We start from the raw sequence: 16,662 nt of genomic DNA on the forward strand, positions 1-16,662 counted from the left end.
AGCTACGGCGGACAAGTCGCTCTGCCCACCCTACGAAGCCGCCTTCGTCGCGACCAGCGTCCGCATCGCGATCATCACCGCTATGATCATCAGCACCGCAGCAAGCAAGAACGGCGCGCCGGGCAAATGCCAGAGCGCGCTGCCGCCGATGAAATAGGAAAACGTCAGCGTGAACAGGAAGGGCCCTACGAGCTGCGACACACTCTGTACGCTCGTGGTTGCGCCCTGCAATTGTCCCTGCTGATCAGGTGCGACGAGCCGCGTCATCAGCGATTGCGCGGCCGCGCCTGATACGCCCCACAGCGACATCACGGGAATGCCGAGCCAGAATAGGGGGCCGGTCGGCGCACTCCCAAAGATCAGAAAGCCGATGGCACCGCAGCTCAAACCCAGGAGCAGCGCGTTGCGCTCGCCGAGCGCGCGCACGATTGGGCCGACGCCGAGCCCCTGCACCACCATGGCGCAGATGCCGACCATCGCGAGCGTGAGGCCGACGGTCTTGGAATCCCAGCCATAACGATAGGTCGCATACAGGACGAAGGTCGAGGGCAGCACGACGTGCGCCACCTGCGCGGTGAAATTGACGACGGAAAGGCCCGCGAGCACCGCGTTCGAGCGCAACAGATGCAGCGCGCCGAGCGGATTTGCCCTACGCCAGCGGAACGGCGCGCGCCTATCCGCAGATAGTGATTCCGGCAGGATCAGGAGGCCATAAACCGCGTTGGCGAAGCTCAACGCCGCCGCAGCCCAGAACGGCAGCCGCGGATCGATATCGCCGAGCAGACCGCCCAGCGCCGGCCCAAAGATGAACCCCGCACCGAATGCCGCACCGATCCTGCCGAAGACCGCAGCGCGGCGCTCCGGCGGTGTCAGGTCGGCGATATAGGCAAAGGCGGTCGAGATGCTCGCCGATGTGATCCCTGAGATGATGCGCCCGATGAACAGCCAGATCAGGGACGGCGCAAGGGCCATCAGCACGTAGTCGGCGGCGAGGCCGAAGTTCGACAAAAGCACCACCGGCCGCCGGCCGAAGCGATCGGACAGCGCACCCAGCACCGGCGAGAACACGAACTGCATCAACGCCCATGCGGTGCCGAATAGGCCGAAGATGCGGGCCGCGTGCGCGGTGTCGTTGCCGACGAAACTCTCGATGAGCTTTGGCAGGATCGGCATGATCACACCAAGCGCGAGCATGTCGAGGAGAATGGTGACGAAGATGAAGGCGACCGCACCGCGCCGGATCGGCGCGGCATCCGAGCCTATCGCCTCACCCGCCTCGCCGCTCACGACAACCGCTTGCGCTTGTGCGCAAACGGGTTGGCCTTCTCGCGCAACGTGATCCGTACCGGCGTGCCCGGCAACTCGAAGGCATCACGCATGGAGTTGGTGAGGTAGCGCAAATAGGCCTGCGGGACGGCATCGGCGCGCGAGCAGAACAGCACGAAGCTCGGCGGGCGCGCCTTGGTCTGGGTGATGTAGTTGAGCTTCAGCCTGCGCCCCGAAACCGCCGGCGGCGGGTTGGCCTGGATCGCCTGCTCGAACCAGCGGTTCAGGGCCGAGGTCGGCACGCGCCTGTTCCAGACCGCATAGGCATCCTGGATCGCCTGCATCAGGCGGTCGATGCCTTCGCCCATCAGGCCGGAGACGGCGACGATCGGCACGCCCTTGACCTGCGGCAGCCAGTGATCGGCATCGCGGCGCAGGTTGGAGATCGCGCCGCCGCCCCTGCTCTCCATCAGGTCCCATTTGTTGACCGCCAGCACGACGGCACGGCCCTCACGCTCGATCAGGTCGGCGATGCGCAGATCCTGCTCCTCGAAGCGGTGCTGCGCGTCCATCATCAGCACGACGACTTCGGCAAAGCGCACGGCGCGCAAGGCATCGGCGACCGAGAGCTTCTCCAGCTTCTCCTCGATGCGCGAGCGGCGGCGCAGGCCCGCGGTATCGAACACTCGGAAATCGCGCCCCTTCCAGTTGATCTCGACCGCGATCGAGTCGCGCGTGGTGCCCGCCTCCGGACTGGTCAAGAGGCGCTCCTCGCCGAGCAGATGGTTGATCAACGTCGACTTGCCGGCATTGGGGCGGCCGACGATCGCAACCCGGATCGGACGCCTGGCGGCCTCCTCCTCGGACAGTTCCTCCTCGTCCTCGCCCTCATCCTCATCGAGCGGCTCCGGCATCAGCCTGCTCAAGGCATCGTAGAGCTCGCCCATGCCCTCGCCGTGCTCGGCGGAAATCTGGATGGGATCGCCGAGGCCCAGCGCAAAGGCTTCCATCGCGCCGGCGTCGCCGTGCTTGCCCTCGCTCTTGTTGGCAACCAGCAGCACCGGCTTGTTGGCACGGCGGGCGAAATCGGCAAAGGCGCGATCGGTCGGCGTGAGGCCGACGCGCGCGTCGATGACGAAGAACAGTGCGTCGGCTTGCGCGATCGCGGCCTCGGTCTGCTCCTGCATCCGCGCGGTCAGCGACCCCTTGGCGCCTTCGTCGAGACCGGCCGTGTCGATGATGGTGAATGCGAGATCGCCAAGCTTTGCATCGCCCTCGCGGCGGTCACGGGTCACCCCGGGCAGGTCATCGACGAGCGCGAGCTTCTGTCCAACCAGGCGGTTGAACAGCGTTGACTTTCCGACATTGGGCCGGCCGATGATGGCGATCGTAAAAGACATTGGTCATTCGTGCGCTGCCGGGGCTGCGCCTGTCAATGCAGTGAAAAATGTCAGCGCGTAAAGCTGCCGCTCGGCATCGGCGCCGGGAAAGCTCCCTGCGACTGCTGCTGTGTGGTCTGCGTCGCTTGCGCGGGCTGGGTGGTCTGATCCTGATCCTGCGGCGGCGCGGTGGTGCGCTTGCGCACGATCTTCTGCTTCGGTGGCGGTGCCGCTGCGGGCGCTGCTTCGGGTTGGGCCTCGCCGTCGACTTCGCCGGCCGGCGCTGCGGCGGCTGCCGCCGGCTGCTTGGTCTTCTTCGACTTCGCGGCCTTGGCGGATTTCGGCGGCTCGGGCGGCGGGGCTGCGGCAGCAGCAGCCGCGGCGTCCGCATTCTGCTGGTCCTGTGGCTGCTGTGCGCCCTTGTAGAGGTCTCTCGGCACGCCCTGCTCCAGGCCGGGCACGCCCTCGGGGAAGACCGGCTTGCGATCGCCCGGCAGCTTCTTCTTGGTGTCGAGCCAGTCCATGAGGTCGCTCGGATCGAACCCGCCGCTCGAGCAGCCGCCAAGGAGGCCCGAGAAGGCGATCAGAACAGCGGCTGCGATCAAACGTTGCGTACGGCGCATCTCAAGTCTCGTTCAACTGTTCTCGCAACTATTCTTGGGCCGTCAGCTCTTGGCGACCGGCGGCAGCAGAGCCTGCAAGGCCTCGGCGCGCGAGCGCAGGCCCTGCGGGGTTTCACCATCCTCGGCGATTGCATCCAGCCATTTGCGTGCGGCGGCTGCGTCGCCATTGCGCCAGGCCGACAGGGCCAGCAGTTCACGTGCGCTATGGCGGAAGGTGGAGCCGGCCGCGGCGGATGCCTCCAGCCGTTGCTGGATGTCGGCATAGGCCGCGGTGTCGATCAGAAGCCCTGCGGCGCGGAGTTTTGCGAGCGCTTGCTGCTCGGCGCCAGCAGTGCTGTCGGCTGCGATATCGTCATACATCTTCACGGCAGCCTTGGGGTCGCGTGCAGCTGCCTCAGCCGCGGCGCGCAAGCGCGCCAGCGTGCGATAGCCCCGGGGAGCCTTGGCCGCGAGCTCGGTGAAGGCCGCCTCGGCCTCGGCATGCTTGTTCTGCTCGGACAGCTCCACGGCCTTCTCGAAGGCGGCACCGGCCTCGGCGGCCTTCTTGGCCTCCAGGTACTGGTAGCCGCGCCAGCCACCGACGGCGGCCACGACCAGCACCATCAGGGCGATGAAGTAGATCGAATACTTGTCCCACAGCTTCTTGAGCTGTTCGCGACGTACTTCCTCGTCGACTTCGTCAAATAATTCAGACACTTATGCTAATCCCATGCCCGGCCGGGAGCGCGCGCCATAGCGTTCGCGTGAGGAATCCCGTCCCCGCGTCGCGGCTGCGATACGCTATCGATATGGCGGTGGCAAGGCAAAGCGAGCCGGATCAAGGCGTTAACCCTCCGCCGTGGCCCCTACCGGGTTCCGGCGCGGTTCATGATCCGGCCAGAGCCTCTCGCAGCTTCCGCTTGAGCACCTTACCATTGGCGTTGCGCGGCAGCGGCTCGGCCGTGAGGACGATCGTCTCCGGCACCTTGTAGTCGGAGAGCTGCTCGGCGCACCAGGCACGCAGCGCCTCGCCTGCGACCGCTTCACGCGTGACGACCACCGCATGGACGCGCTCGCCGAGCACCGGACACGGTTTTGCGATGATCGCACTCTCGACCACCGCCGGATGTCCGGCCAGCACTGATTCCACCTCGGCGGAATAGACCTTCAGGCCGCCGCGGTTGATCATGTCCTTCTGGCGGTCGAACACGCGGACGAAGCCGTCGGCATTGACCGAGCCGAGGTCGCCGGAGTGCCAGAAGCCGCCGGTAAAGCTCTCGGCGGTCGCCTTCGGATTATTCCAATAGCCCTTGATCACGGACGCGCTTCCGATCCAGAGCTCGCCGATCTCGCCGCGCGGCAGTTCGCGCCCCTCTGCGTCAACCGCGACGATCCGCGCGCCGGGACAGGGCAAGCCGACACTGTCGATGTGGCGTGCGGTAAGCTCGCCCGGCATGATCGTCGACGGCGACGTGGTCTCGGTCGCGCCATAGCAGTTCATCAGCTCCAGGCCGGGAATTTTTTCGTCCAGCTTCTCGATGGTCGCGATCGGCATCGGCGCACCGCCGAAGCCGCCAATGCGCCAGCTCGACAGATCATAGCTGTCGAAGTCCGGCTGGAGCAGACAGAGATTATACATTGCCGGCACCATCACCGTGTAGGTGACGCGCTCGCGCGCGGCGAGCTTGAGATAGTCGGCCGCCCTGAACTCCGGCATGATGATCAGCGTACCGGCGCAGCGGATCATCGTCGTGATGTTGGCGACGATGCCGGTGACGTGGCCGAGCGGCACCGCCGCGATCGAACGATCCGCCGCCGTGAGCTTTAGGCAAGATACGAAGACAATCGAGGAATGGATGATGTTGCAATGGGCGAGCATCGCGCCCTTGGGCTTGCCGGTGGTGCCTGAGGTGTAGAGGATCATCGCGGTATCCTCTTCGCCGACGTGCGCCGGCGTAGCCGCAGGCGCGTGATCGCTGAGATCGGAGAAGCGCGACAAACGCACGTCATCGTCGACCGCGATACGATCCGCCACATCGGGGACATCGCGCGGCTCCGGGAGACGGTCGGCCAGCACCGCCTCGTGGATCAAGACCTTGGCACCGCAGTCGGCGAGCACATAGGCAATCTCGGGTTTCTGCTGGCGCGTGCTCAGCAGTACGGTGACGAGGCCCTCATGCGCAGCAGCAAACAGGATCAATGGAAATTCGATGCGATTGCCGAGCAGGAGCGCGACGCGGTCGCCACGTTGCAGGCCGAGCCTGCGAAGTCCGGCCGCGATCCGCGCCGACTGCTCGACGGCCTGCCGCCAGGTCAGCCTGGCATTGCCGCAAATCAGCGCTTCACCGTCGGGATTGCGATCGGATGCTTCCGCGATCATCGCCCAGAGACTTGCCGGCCGCTCGCAGAATGTACTCACGATGCGATCTCCGAAGCGCGCCTCGAGCCGCATCGGGGGAAGCTGAGATTGCGACCAGTCCATCGGGCGGCTCCCGGCTTGCTATTCTCGTCACTTTTCCCGCACGGACAGCCGCTCTTGTCTTGCGCTGATCGGCTGGCGCTAGCCTCCCATCACGGGAACGCCGATCACGACGGGATGGAAGGCAAAGGCGAGCGCCAGATAGGCGACGACACCGACGGCGACGGCGATCAGATCGTTGGTGACACCGCCAACCGGAATCGGCGGGCCGCCAGCATCCTTGCGATGCTTCAACGAGATCCGGTCATACACCGCCCAACCGAGGAACGAGCCGAACAAGATGATGGAGCCGAGATCGCCATTGGCCAAGAGATGCGCCGCCGCCCACAGCTTGATGCCGGCCAGCATCGGGTGCTTCAGCGTCGCATAGATGCGGCCGCGGATGTAGGACGCCACCACCAGGATCACGGCCGGCAGCATCAGCGCGACGGTGATGTGCTTCAGGAAAGTTGGCGGCTCCCAAACATTCCACATGCCCGCCGCGCGATAATGGGAAAAACCCCAGACGATCAGCGCAAGGCCGGCCAGCGAGACCAGCGCATAGAGGATCTTGTAGGTGCCCTCGCCCAGCCGCGCGATCGCCTGAGCGCGCGCCTCGCGCTTGGTCGTGAACGTGTGGGCGGCGAAAAACAAAGCGAGCCCCAGGATCATCACCAGCAGACCCATGACGTCCTCCCCTCAACTAGCGCCGTCTATCGGGTAACACCTGAAGCCCATCGCCCGCAATGCGTCATTCGCGGTCATTGCTTTGTCGTGGGGGGCGTCAACTCGCGATTGTCGACATAGCGGATCGCGATCGGCCGTCCGGCCAGCGCCCCGGCAAAACCGTCGGTGAGCTTCAGCGGCAGGCAGGCATTCAACGACGCGTTGATGGCATCTAGGTACGTGGTTCGCGTGTCCGCCGACGCGCCCGCCGTCGCAAAGGTCAGGTGCGGCGGGCCGATGAGCCTGCCCGACCTGTTGAGGCTGAAACGTACCGACATCTGCATGCCCTCCCGCGCATTGTCGGTCGAGGGAGGCGACCAGCACGAGCGCAACTGCGCGAACAGGTCGCTGATCGTGTCGAGGTCATGATCCGGCTTCTGGTACTTCGCGCTGTCGGCCTGCGATGGAACCGTCTCGACCGTGACCTGGAGCGTCTCGCCGAACGGAAAGGGTATCTCGGTGATACAGGGTCCCTGAAATGGACCGCCGCAAGGCTCGTAGGAGAAAGGCTCGTTGAAGTAGGGACTCGAATGGAAGTGTCGGTACCGTGCATCGGCAGAGACCGGTGTTACCGTCACCAAGAGCAGGATAAGGATGCAGCGCCACATGACCGCCAGACCGCAATGCCACATGCTTCAAACGTGGCACCGGCCGTCGACGCGTCAAGCCCACCGGCGTTCACATGCGCGCGTTCGGTTCGGGCATGACAGCGGAGAGTGGGCTCCGCCTACCCCTTCTTCTTCACGTCCTTGACGTTGGCGAACTCGATACCCTCGGCGCGCTCCCGGGTATAGCCGAGATAGAATTCGTTCCGTGCCAGATACACGGGATCGCCATCGACATCGTCAGCGATGCTGGACGTGTTGGCAGCGATGAAGGTGTCGAGCTTCTTGGGGTCATCCGAGGAGACCCAACGGGCCAGCTGGAACTCGCTCACCTCGAACTCAACCGGCAACGAATATTCCGCCTCGAGCCGCGCCTTCAGCACGTCGAGCTGCAGCGCGCCGACGACGCCCACCAGCGCCGGCGCGCCGTCGCGCGGGCGGAACACCTGCACCACGCCCTCTTCGGACATCTGCTGAAGCGCTTCCTTCAGCTTCTTCGCCTTCATCGCATCGGTAAGCCGGACGCGGCGGACGATTTCCGGAGCAAAACTCGGTACGCCGACGAACGTGAAATCCTCGCCTTCCGTCAGCGTGTCACCGATGCGCAAGGTGCCGTGATTGGGAATGCCGACGACGTCGCCGGCGAAGGCTTCGTCGGCGACCGAGCGGTCCTGCGCGAAAAAGAATTGTGGGCTCGACAGCGGCATGCTCTTGCCGGTGCGAACCAGCTTGGCCTTCATGCCGCGGCTGAGCTTGCCCGAGCACAGCCGCGCGAAGGCGATGCGGTCGCGATGGTTCGGATCCATGTTCGCCTGGATCTTGAACACGAAGGCGCTCATGCGTGGGTCGGTTGCTTCGACCTTGCGCTGGTCGCTTTCCTGCGCGCGCGGCTCGGGTGCGAACTTGCCAAGGCCTTCCAGAAGGTCGCCGACGCCGAAATTGCGCAGCGCGCTGCCGAAGTAAACGGGCGTCAGATGGCCTTCGCGAAACGCCCCCAGATCGAATGGCTTGGAGGCCGCGGTGACGAGCTCGAGCTCGTCCTTGACGGCGGCAACATCGAGATTGGCGTTGAGCTTGGTCAGTTCCTCGATCTCGGTCTGCTGCGCAGCACCCGTCTTGGCGCCGCCGCCCTCGAGCAGGCGTACGCCGCCATTGACGACGTCATAGGTGCCGAGGAAGTCGCGGCCCCGGCCGACCGGCCAGGTCATCGGCGTGGTGTCGAGTGCCAGCGTCTTCTCGATCTCGTCGAGCAGCTCGAAAACGTCGCGGCTCTCGCGGTCCATCTTGTTGATGAAGGTGATGATCGGGATATCTCGAAGACGACACACCTCGAACAGCTTTCGGGTTCGCGCCTCGATGCCCTTGGCAGCGTCGATCACCATGACGGCGGAGTCGACGGCTGTCAGCGTGCGATAGGTGTCTTCCGAGAAGTCCTCGTGGCCGGGCGTGTCCAGGAGGTTGAACACCAGGCCCTCGAACTCGAAGGTCATGACCGAGGTGACGACGGAGATGCCGCGCTCGCGCTCGATCTTCATCCAGTCCGAGCGCGTGTTGCGCCGCTCGCCCTTGGCCTTGACCTGGCCTGCAAGGTTGATGGCGCCGCCGAACAGCAGCAACTTTTCCGTCAGCGTGGTCTTGCCGGCGTCCGGGTGAGAGATGATCGCAAAGGTCCGCCGCCGCGCCACTTCGGTAGCAAGCGGGGAACGGGCCGGCGATTCGGCTGTGATGGCGATGTCGGACATGGCGGGAGCGTTTGGCAGGGAAAACGGGCCTAATCAAGGGTCATCTGGTGATTGCGGGGCGCCTCGGCCAGTCCCATATCCACCCCGGGAAGGACGACCTTCCTTTAATCGGCACATTAGTCGCGGGGACGACCCTGCCTTGAACGAAGGGGCGTCATGGCCTGGACTATCCTGTTCGTCGCCGGTCTTTTGGAGGTCGGCTGGGCGATCGGCCTCAAATACACAGATGGTTTCTCGCGGCTCGTTCCATCCGTGCTCACGCTCGCCGCCATGGCCGGCAGCGTCATCCTGCTCGGATTGGCGCTGAAGTGGCTGCCGATTGGAACCGCTTACGCGGTCTGGACCGGGATCGGCGCGGTCGGCACCGCAGCCCTGGGGATCATCCTGTTCGGCGAGCCGGCCACGGCGCTGCGCCTCGCCAGCATTGGGCTGATCGTGGGCGGCATCGTCGGGTTGAAGCTCGTTACCTGAAAAACTGCACCGCCCACCAGGAGAGTCCCGCGACGATCGCGGACGCCGGTATCGTGATCACCCAGGCATAGACGATCGAGCTTGCCACGTTCCAGCGCACCGCCGAGACACGGCGGGCGGCACCGACACCGACGATCGCGCCGGTGATGGTGTGGGTGGTCGACACGGGCACGCCGAGAAAGGTCGCCATGAACAGGGTTGCCGCACCGCCGGTCTCGGCGCAAAAACCCTGCATCGGCGTGAGCTTGGTGATGCGCAGGCCCATCGTGCGCACGATCCGCCAGCCGCCCATCAGGGTGCCCATCGCCATCGCCGCCTGGCACGACAGCACCACCCAGAACGGCACGTAAAACTCACCGCTCAGTTGGCCCTGCGAGAAGAGCAGCACGGCGATGATGCCCATGGTCTTCTGGGCGTCATTGCCGCCATGCCCGAGCGAATAGAGCGAGGCGGAGGCGAATTGCAGGATGCGGAAGGCGCGGTCGACGGCGAACGGCGTCGAGCGCACCGAGGCCCAGGAGACGATCGCAACCAGCATCATCGCCAGAAGGAAGCCGACCAGCGGCGAGAGCACGATCGCCAGCACGGTCTTCGTCAGCCCGCTCCAGACCGCGGCCGAAATCCCGGCCTTGGCCATGCCGCCGCCGACGAGGCCGCCGATCAACGCATGTGACGACGACGACGGAATGCCGAGCGCCCACGTGACGATGTTCCAGATGATAGCGCCGACAAGAGCCGCAAAGATCACCTGGGCGTCGACGATCGAGGGATCGATGATCCCCGTGCCGATGGTCTGGGCGACGTGCAGGCCGAACACCATGAAAGCGACGAAATTGAAGAACGCAGCCCAGAACACCGCGAATTGCGGCCGCAACACGCGGGTCGAGACGATGGTGGCTATCGAATTGGCGGCGTCGTGCAGGCCGTTCAGGAAATCGAACAGCAGCGCGACTGCGATCAGTCCGACCAGGATGGGAAGACCCAACACGGCATCCACGGCGCGGTTCCTGTTTTAAGATTTGCGCATGATCTCGGCGCAAACGCGCTCCGCGTTTGTCGCGAGGGAAAACCGCTGCACACTTTTCCGGATCATGCGCTAGACCTGTTCGATGACGATGCTGTTGATCTCGTTCGCGACGTCGTCGAAGCGGTCCGCGACTTTCTCGAGGTGATCGTAGATCTCGACACCCACGATGAAATCCATCGCGTTGCCGTCGCGGTGCTTCAAGAACAGCTCCTTCAGCCCGATGTCATGGAGATCGTCGACCCGCCCCTCCAGCTTGGTCAGTTCCTCCGTAATGGCGGTCAGCATGGCGACGTTCTTGCCGATCTCCTGAAGCAGCGGCAGCGCGCGGCCCACCAGGTTGGCGCACTCGATCAAAAGCCCGCCGATCTCACGCATCGGCGGCTCGAAGGCGCGGACCTCGAACAGCATCACAGCCTTGGCGGTCTGCTGCATCTGGTCGATGGCGTCGTCCATCGAGGTGATCAGGTTCTTGATGTCGCCGCGGTCGAACGGGGTGATGAAGGTGCGGCGCACCGCGGTCAGCACTTCGCGCGTGATGTTGTCGGCATCATTCTCGAACTGGTTGACGCGCTGGCAATAGACCGGCGTCTCCTCGCCGCCGTTCAGCATGCCCTGGAGCGCGATGGAGCCGTGGATCACGGTCTGGGCGTGGCGGTCGAACAGATCGAAGAACCGTTCCTCCTTGGGAAGGAAGGCGCGAAACCAACGCATCATGGGGATAATTGCCGGGTTGAGATTGGCCGGTCCGGGAGGACTGTCACCAAATTGTCATAGACCATTTTCAGGCCGCGCGCGTGCCACGTCACGTCGCCCGAAGCACTTCATCCACCACTTTCAAGAACCGCGAAAACAGGCTTTTGATCAAATGCTTACAGAGATCTCCGGAAGTAATGCGCGATTTCGCCGACGACGCCGCGGCGGAAGGTGAGCACGCAGATCACGAAGATCGCGCCCTGAATCACCGTCACCCACTGGCCGTAGCTCGCCAGGTACTGCTGCATGGCGATGATCACGAAGGCGCCCACCACGGGCCCGAAAATGGTGCCGAGACCGCCGACCAGCGTCATCAGCACCACCTCACCGGACATCGACCAGTGCACGTCCGTGAGCGAGGCGTTCTGCGCCACGAACACCTTCAGTGAGCCCGCAAAGCCCGCCAGCGTGCCTGAAAGGATGAAGGCCAGCAGCTTGTACTGATCGGTGCGGTAGCCCAGCGAGATCGCGCGCTGCTCGTTCTCGCGGATCGATTTCAGGACCTCGCCGAAGGGCGAGTTGATGATGCGGTAGATCAGCAGGAAGCCGGCGAGGAAGCCGACCAGCACGACGTAATAAAGCATCGTCGCCTTGGAGAGATCGAAGATCCCGAACAGATGGCCCTGCGGAATGCCCTGAATGCCGTCTTCGCCATGCGTGAACGGCGCCTGCAAGTAAATGAAATAGAGGAGCTGCGACAGCGCCAGCGTGATCATCGAGAAGTAGATGCCCTGGCGGCGGATCGAGATGTAGCCGGTCACGATCGAGAGCACGAAGGCTGCGGCAACGCCAGCGAGAATACCGAGCTCCGGCGGCAGCGCCCACACCTTCAGCGCATGCGCGCTGCAATAGCCGGCAGTGCCGAGGAACATCGCGTGGCCGAACGACAAGAGGCCGCCATAGCCGATCAGCAGGTTGAAGGCGCAGGCGAGTAGCGCGAAGCACAGCGCCTGCATCACGAAGAACGGATAGATGCTGGTGAACGGCACGGCAGCCAGGGCCAGCGCCATGAATACGAAGACGATCATTTCGTCGCGCATCGCGCGCGCCGTCACTGGCAAGGTGTCGTCAGTCAAGGCTGTCATATCAGGCCGCCCTTCCCGTCAGTCCCGTTGGCTTCACAAGCAGCACCAGCACCATCAGCACGAACACGACGGTGTTGGAGGCCTCAGGGTAAAAATACTTGGTCAGGCCTTCGATCACCCCGAGCGCGAAGCCGGTGATGATCGAGCCCATGATCGATCCCATGCCGCCGATCACCACCACCGCGAACACCACGATGATGAGGTCGGCACCCATTAGAGGCCGCACCTGGTTGATCGGCGCGGAGAGCACGCCGGCGAGCGCGGCAAGGCCGACGCCGAGCCCGTAAGTCAGCGTGATCATGCGCGGCACGTTGATGCCGAAGGCGCGCACCAGCGTCGGGTTTTCGGTCGCGGCGCGCAAATAGGCGCCGAGCTGGGTCTTCTCGATCAGGAACCAGGTCGCAAGGCACACCACCAGCGAGAAGACGACCACCCAGCCGCGGTAGATGGGCAGGAACATGAAGCCGAGATTCATGCCGCCCTTGAGCTGGTCGGGAATGGCATAAGGCAGACCGGACGAGCCGAAGTAGTTCTGGAACACGCCCTGGATGATGAGAGCCAGACCGAACGTCAACAGCAGGCCATAGAGATGATCGAGCCCGGTCAGCCATTGCAGCATGGTCCGCTCCAGGATCATGCCGAAGATCCCGACCACGATCGGCGCGATGATCAACGCTGGCCAGTAGCCGATACTGAGGTAATCATTGTTGAGCAGGAAATACGCGACGAACGCGCCCATCATGTAGAGAGCGCCATGGGCGAAATTGATGATGTTCAGCATGCCGAAGATCACGGCAAGCCCGAGACTGAGCAGCGCGTAGAACGAGCCGTTGATCAGTCCCACCAGTAGCTGTGCATAGAGAGCCTGCATCGATCCCGCACCCAGTCCCTTCAGCGTTCCTCATGTGGTTCGCCGGCATTGGCCGGCGAACCGTTATTGCCGCTTACTTCTTCAACAGCGCGCACTTGCTTTCGGACAGCGGTGTGAAGGCCTGATCGCCCGGCACCGTGCCGACCAGCTTGTAGAAGTCCCACGGCGCCTTGGATTCGGAGGGCTTCTTCACCTCGAACAGATAGGCGTTGTGAATCTTGCGGCCGTTCGGCTGGATCTCGCCCTTGCCGAACAGATCGTCCTCGGTCGGCATCGACTTCATCTTCTCGACGACCTTGACGCCGTCGTGCGGATTGCCGCCAAGCGCTTCCAGCGCCTTGAAGTAATGACGCAGGCCCGCATAGACGCCCGCCTGCACCATGGTCGGCGGAGCGCTGTTCTTCATCTTCCCGGCGAAGCGCTTCGAGAAGGCGCGAGTCTGGTCGTTCATGTCCCAGTAGAAGGTCTCGGTGAAGTTGAGGCCCTGCGCGGTCTCGAGCCCGATCGCCTTGACGTCGGTGAGAAACAGAAGCAGCGCGGCGAGCTTCTGGCCGCCCTTGGTGATGCCGAACTCGGCCGCCTGCTTGATCGAGTTGGTGGTATCGCCGCCGGCATTGGCAAGGCCGATGACCTTGGCCTTGGACGACTGCGCCTGGAGCAGGAAGGAGGAGAAGTCCGGCGTGTTGAGCGGATGCTTGACGCCGCCGACAACCTTACCGCCATTGGCCAGCACCACCGCCGTCGTGTCGCGCTCGAGCGCCGCGCCGAAGGCGTAGTCGGCAGTCAGGAAGAACCAGGTGTCGCCGCCCGCCTTCACCAGCGCTTGGCCCGTGGTATGGGCGAGCATATAGGTGTCATAGGTCCAGTGCACGGTGTTGGGCGAGCACTGCGCATTGGTGAGATCGGAGGTCGCAGCACCCGAATTGATGTAGACCCCGTTCTTCTCCTTGATGACGTTGTTGACGGCCAGCGCCACGCCGGAATTCGGCACGTCGACGATGACATCGACCTTGTCGACGTCGAACCATTGCCGCGCGATCGCGGTGCCGATGTCCGGCTTGTTCTGGTGATCACCGGAGATGATGTCGATCTTCCAGCCCTTGGCAACAAGGCCGGAATCCTCGACCGCCATTTGCGCCGCCAGCGTCGAGCCGGGGCCGCCGAGATCGGCGTAGAGACCGGACTGATCGGACAGCGCGCCGATCTTGACGGTCTTGTCCTGTGCGCAAGCGGCGCCCACTGCTGTGAGCGACAGCGCGGTGCCGAGCAGAAATGACGCAATTGACCTGGTCTTCATGCAACTTTCCTTTTTTGAAGTTTCTCGTTGGCAGTTCTAGACGCCGAGATAGGCGTGGAGCTTGTCCATATTGGCAGCAAGCTCCGCATTGGAGAATCCGTCAATGATCTTGCCATGCTCGACGACATAATAGCGGTCGGCGACCGTGGAGGCGAAGCGGAAGTTCTGCTCGACCAGCAGGATGGTAAAACCCTCCTTCTTCAGCCGCGCAATGGTATGGCCAATCTGCTGGATGATGACGGGTGCAAGACCTTCCGTCGGCTCGTCCAGCATGAGGAAGCTCGCGCCGGTGCGCAGGATGCGCGCAATTGCCAGCATCTGCTGCTCGCCTCCGGAGAGTTTTGTCCCCTGGCTGCTCAGGCGTTCCTTGAGGTTCGGAAACAGCTCGAAGATCTGGTCGAGCGACAGCCCCCCGGCCCGCACGATCGGCGGCAGCATCAGGTTCTCGCGCACGTCGAGGCTCGCGAAGATGCCGCGCTCCTCGGGGCAGAAGGCAATCCCCATGCGGGCTATCTTGTCCGAGGTCGCGCGGATGATCTCCTGGTTGTTGAACCGCACCGAGCCGGTGCGCTTGCCGATGACGCCCATGATCGACTTCAGCGTGGTCGTCTTGCCGGCGCCGTTGCGCCCGAGCAACGTGACGACCTCGCCCGCATTCACGTCGAAATTGATCCCGTGCAGGATGTGGGACTCGCCGTACCAGGCCTCTAAGTTGCGCACCTGGAGGATATTGCCGCCGGTCGTTGCAGCCTTCGCCGGTGCCTCGGCGATCGCAGTGTCAGGCATGACCGGCTCCCAGATAGGCTTCCTTGACGCGCTCGTCCTTGGTGAGCTCGCTATAATGGCCTTGAGCAAGCACCTGCCCGCGCGTCAACACGGTAATGATGTCGGAAAGATTGGCCACGACGCTCAAATTATGCTCGACCATCAGGATGGTGTATTTCGCGGAGATGCGCTTGATCAGCGCCGCGATCTTGTCGATGTCCTCGTGGCCCATGCCGGCCATCGGCTCGTCCAGCAGCATCATCTCCGGATCGAGCGCGAGCGTGGTTGCGATCTCGAGTGCGCGCTTGCGCCCATAGGGCATCTCGACCGCGGGCGTGTTGGCAAACTCGCTGAGGCCGACATCGTACAACAACTCGCGCGCGCGATCGTTGAAACGGTTGAGCACGGACTTGGAGCGCCAGAAATCGAACGAGCTGCCGTGCTGGCGCTGAAGCGCAACACGCACGTTTTCCAGCGCCGTGAGATGCGGAAACACCGCCGAGATCTGGAACGAGCGCACCAATCCCATGCGCGCGACGTCGGCCGGCGCCATCGCGGTGATGTCCTGGCCTTTGTAGAGGATTTTTCCGGCAGACGGCCTGAGGAACTTGGTCAGGAGATTGAAGCACGTCGTCTTCCCGGCCCCGTTCGGACCGATCAACGCGTGAATGCTCCCACGGCGGACCTTGAGGGCGACATCGCGGACGGCGAAGAATCCCGCGAACTCCTTGGTCAGCCCTTCCGTTTCGAGAATGAACTCATCGGCCAAACAAATTTCCCCCTGCCCGCGCGACGCGCTGGCCGCGCGTGGCTTTGCTTATTGCTATCGGCTTTCCGGAAGCCTTGGAGCCCTTTCCGGAACGCCGCCTCCGGCGGCGGAATATGCCGGAGGTGACGGGGGTTAGGCAAGGCGGAAAGCTGTGCCGGTCACATTGCCGACCCGCGGGACAGATGCTCCCTTAGTCGAAGACATTGATGTCGCACCTGCCGATGACCTCGCGCGCAAAGCACCGGTCATCCAAGCCGTCGTTAACGGTCTTTCGCAGGCTCCGCCAGCCCGCTCCGTCAGTCGCCAATCGATCAGGCAACGTGATCTCCTGAACCAACCGATGACAGAATCACCCACGTCATCGCGTCAACGAAGACGATCAGCGAAGCTCGCCTTTAGCGTTTCTTGGCGCCGACTTCCTTGGCATAGATGTCCGGCTTGAATCCGACCAGGAGCTTGCCGCCCGTCTCGAGGACGGGCCGCTTGATCATCGAGGGTTGCGCCAGCATCAATGCGAGCGCCTTCTTTTCGTTGAGGCCCTCCCTGTCGGCCTCGGCAAGCTTCTTGAAGGTGGTGCCAGCACGGTTGAGCAACGTCTCCCAGCCGACCTTTTCGCTCCACGCCTTGAGCTTCTCTTTCTCGACGCCAGCGGCCTTGTAGTCGTGGAAATCATAGGCCACTCCGTTGGAATCCAGCCAAGCGCGCGCCTTCTTCATGGTGTCGCAGTTTTTGATGCCATAAATGGTGGTGGGCAAGGCCGCTCCTCATGCATGGGTCGCGTGACGATGATCGGCGTTGTACGAAACTACGGCGCGCCCCACAATATTCGCCACCCAGCTCGCCACA

Annotated in this window: 17 protein-coding genes; 1 reads left to right on the plus strand and 16 read right to left on the minus strand. The window is 63.5% G+C overall.

What is annotated here, in order from left to right; all coding sequences use genetic code 11:
• Nucleotides 1–30: 30 nt before the first annotated feature.
• The 8 genes from SO139_RS06140 to SO139_RS06175 all read right to left on the minus strand — a co-directional run bounded on the left by SO139_RS06140 (nt 31) and on the right by SO139_RS06175 (nt 8,778).
• Nucleotides 31–1,287 carry a TCR/Tet family MFS transporter gene (locus SO139_RS06140; protein ID WP_449378590.1) on the minus strand — a complete coding sequence of 419 codons (1,257 nt, stop codon included), beginning with the start codon at nt 1,285–1,287 and terminating at the stop codon, nt 31–33.
• A complete protein-coding gene (der, locus tag SO139_RS06145; protein WP_449378591.1) occupies nt 1,284–2,666 on the minus strand; it encodes a ribosome biogenesis GTPase Der in 1,383 nt (460 codons plus the stop codon). The genes SO139_RS06140 and der overlap by 4 nt, the downstream gene beginning before the upstream one ends.
• Nucleotides 2,667–2,716: 50 nt before the next feature.
• Nucleotides 2,717–3,268 (minus strand): hypothetical protein, encoded by a 552-nt coding sequence (locus tag SO139_RS06150; protein WP_449378592.1) that lies wholly within the window; start codon nt 3,266–3,268, stop codon nt 2,717–2,719.
• 42 nt (nt 3,269–3,310) lie between these two features.
• A complete protein-coding gene (locus tag SO139_RS06155) occupies nt 3,311–3,964 on the minus strand; it encodes a tetratricopeptide repeat protein (protein WP_449378593.1) in 654 nt (217 codons plus the stop codon).
• Between the two features lie 169 nt (nt 3,965–4,133).
• Entirely contained in the window at nt 4,134–5,729 is a 1,596-nt protein-coding gene (locus SO139_RS06160) for a class I adenylate-forming enzyme family protein (RefSeq protein ID WP_449378594.1), read from the minus strand.
• Between the two features lie 78 nt (nt 5,730–5,807).
• Complete coding sequence (locus SO139_RS06165; protein ID WP_449378595.1) at nt 5,808–6,392, minus strand: NnrU family protein; 585 nt, start codon at nt 6,390–6,392, stop codon at nt 5,808–5,810.
• A gap of 74 nt (nt 6,393–6,466) precedes the next feature.
• Nucleotides 6,467–7,039: a UCP034077 family protein gene (locus tag SO139_RS06170; protein ID WP_449378596.1), complete on the minus strand. Its 573-nt coding sequence runs from the start codon at nt 7,037–7,039 to the stop codon at nt 6,467–6,469.
• Between the two features lie 119 nt (nt 7,040–7,158).
• Nucleotides 7,159–8,778, minus strand: a complete 1,620-nt coding sequence (locus SO139_RS06175) for a peptide chain release factor 3 (RefSeq protein WP_498539772.1) — start codon at nt 8,776–8,778, stop codon at nt 7,159–7,161.
• Nucleotides 8,779–8,934: 156 nt separating this feature from the next.
• On the opposite strand from SO139_RS06175, the gene sugE reads away from it, so the two are divergent.
• On the plus strand, nt 8,935–9,249 hold the full coding sequence (gene sugE / locus SO139_RS06180; protein ID WP_449378598.1) for a quaternary ammonium compound efflux SMR transporter SugE: 315 nt from the start codon (nt 8,935–8,937) through the stop codon (nt 9,247–9,249).
• Here the strand turns inward: sugE and SO139_RS06185 are convergent.
• The 8 genes from SO139_RS06185 to SO139_RS06220 form a co-directional block, all read right to left on the minus strand.
• The gene (locus SO139_RS06185) at nt 9,242–10,246 is read right to left on the minus strand and encodes an inorganic phosphate transporter (RefSeq protein WP_449378599.1); all 1,005 of its coding nucleotides are present in this window, start codon (nt 10,244–10,246) and stop codon (nt 9,242–9,244) included. The genes sugE and SO139_RS06185 overlap by 8 nt on opposite strands.
• Nucleotides 10,247–10,345: 99 nt before the next feature.
• The gene (locus SO139_RS06190; protein WP_449378600.1) at nt 10,346–10,990 is read right to left on the minus strand and encodes a DUF47 domain-containing protein; all 645 of its coding nucleotides are present in this window, start codon (nt 10,988–10,990) and stop codon (nt 10,346–10,348) included.
• 155 nt (nt 10,991–11,145) lie between these two features.
• Complete coding sequence (locus SO139_RS06195) at nt 11,146–12,114, minus strand: branched-chain amino acid ABC transporter permease (RefSeq protein WP_449378601.1); 969 nt, start codon at nt 12,112–12,114, stop codon at nt 11,146–11,148.
• Between the two features lies 1 nt (nt 12,115).
• Nucleotides 12,116–12,985: a branched-chain amino acid ABC transporter permease gene (locus SO139_RS06200; protein ID WP_284270329.1), complete on the minus strand. Its 870-nt coding sequence runs from the start codon at nt 12,983–12,985 to the stop codon at nt 12,116–12,118.
• Between the two features lie 73 nt (nt 12,986–13,058).
• Nucleotides 13,059–14,282, minus strand: a complete 1,224-nt coding sequence (locus SO139_RS06205; protein ID WP_449378602.1) for an ABC transporter substrate-binding protein — start codon at nt 14,280–14,282, stop codon at nt 13,059–13,061.
• A 36-nt stretch (nt 14,283–14,318) separates the two neighbouring features.
• Complete coding sequence (locus SO139_RS06210; RefSeq protein ID WP_449378603.1) at nt 14,319–15,068, minus strand: ABC transporter ATP-binding protein; 750 nt, start codon at nt 15,066–15,068, stop codon at nt 14,319–14,321.
• Nucleotides 15,061–15,816: an ABC transporter ATP-binding protein gene (locus SO139_RS06215; protein WP_449378604.1), complete on the minus strand. Its 756-nt coding sequence runs from the start codon at nt 15,814–15,816 to the stop codon at nt 15,061–15,063. The genes SO139_RS06210 and SO139_RS06215 overlap by 8 nt, the downstream gene beginning before the upstream one ends.
• Nucleotides 15,817–16,211: 395 nt before the next feature.
• Nucleotides 16,212–16,571 carry an ArsC family reductase gene (locus tag SO139_RS06220; protein ID WP_449378605.1) on the minus strand — a complete coding sequence of 120 codons (360 nt, stop codon included), beginning with the start codon at nt 16,569–16,571 and terminating at the stop codon, nt 16,212–16,214.
• Nucleotides 16,572–16,662: the final 91 nt, after the last annotated feature.

The sequence above is a fragment of the Bradyrhizobium sp. UFLA05-89 genome, from assembly GCF_059803475.1.

Excerpts from the sequence above, each read along its gene's own strand:
- SO139_RS06190 (WP_449378600.1), bottom strand. The coding sequence starts at position 10,990 with ATGATGCGTTGGTTTCGCGCCTTCCTTCCCAAGGAGGAACGGTTCTTC.
- sugE (WP_449378598.1), top strand. The coding sequence starts at position 8,935 with ATGGCCTGGACTATCCTGTTCGTCGCCGGTCTTTTGGAGGTCGGCTGG.
- SO139_RS06170 (WP_449378596.1), bottom strand. The coding sequence starts at position 7,039 with ATGTGGCGCTGCATCCTTATCCTGCTCTTGGTGACGGTAACACCGGTC.
- SO139_RS06150 (WP_449378592.1), bottom strand. The coding sequence starts at position 3,268 with ATGCGCCGTACGCAACGTTTGATCGCAGCCGCTGTTCTGATCGCCTTC.
- der (WP_449378591.1), bottom strand. The coding sequence starts at position 2,666 with ATGTCTTTTACGATCGCCATCATCGGCCGGCCCAATGTCGGAAAGTCA.
- SO139_RS06165 (WP_449378595.1), bottom strand. The coding sequence starts at position 6,392 with ATGGGTCTGCTGGTGATGATCCTGGGGCTCGCTTTGTTTTTCGCCGCC.
- SO139_RS06205 (WP_449378602.1), bottom strand. The coding sequence starts at position 14,282 with ATGAAGACCAGGTCAATTGCGTCATTTCTGCTCGGCACCGCGCTGTCG.
- SO139_RS06175 (WP_498539772.1), bottom strand. The coding sequence starts at position 8,778 with ATGTCCGACATCGCCATCACAGCCGAATCGCCGGCCCGTTCCCCGCTT.
- SO139_RS06200 (WP_284270329.1), bottom strand. The coding sequence starts at position 12,985 with ATGCAGGCTCTCTATGCACAGCTACTGGTGGGACTGATCAACGGCTCG.
- SO139_RS06210 (WP_449378603.1), bottom strand. The coding sequence starts at position 15,068 with ATGCCTGACACTGCGATCGCCGAGGCACCGGCGAAGGCTGCAACGACC.
- SO139_RS06195 (WP_449378601.1), bottom strand. The coding sequence starts at position 12,114 with ATGACAGCCTTGACTGACGACACCTTGCCAGTGACGGCGCGCGCGATG.
- SO139_RS06160 (WP_449378594.1), bottom strand. The coding sequence starts at position 5,729 with ATGGACTGGTCGCAATCTCAGCTTCCCCCGATGCGGCTCGAGGCGCGC.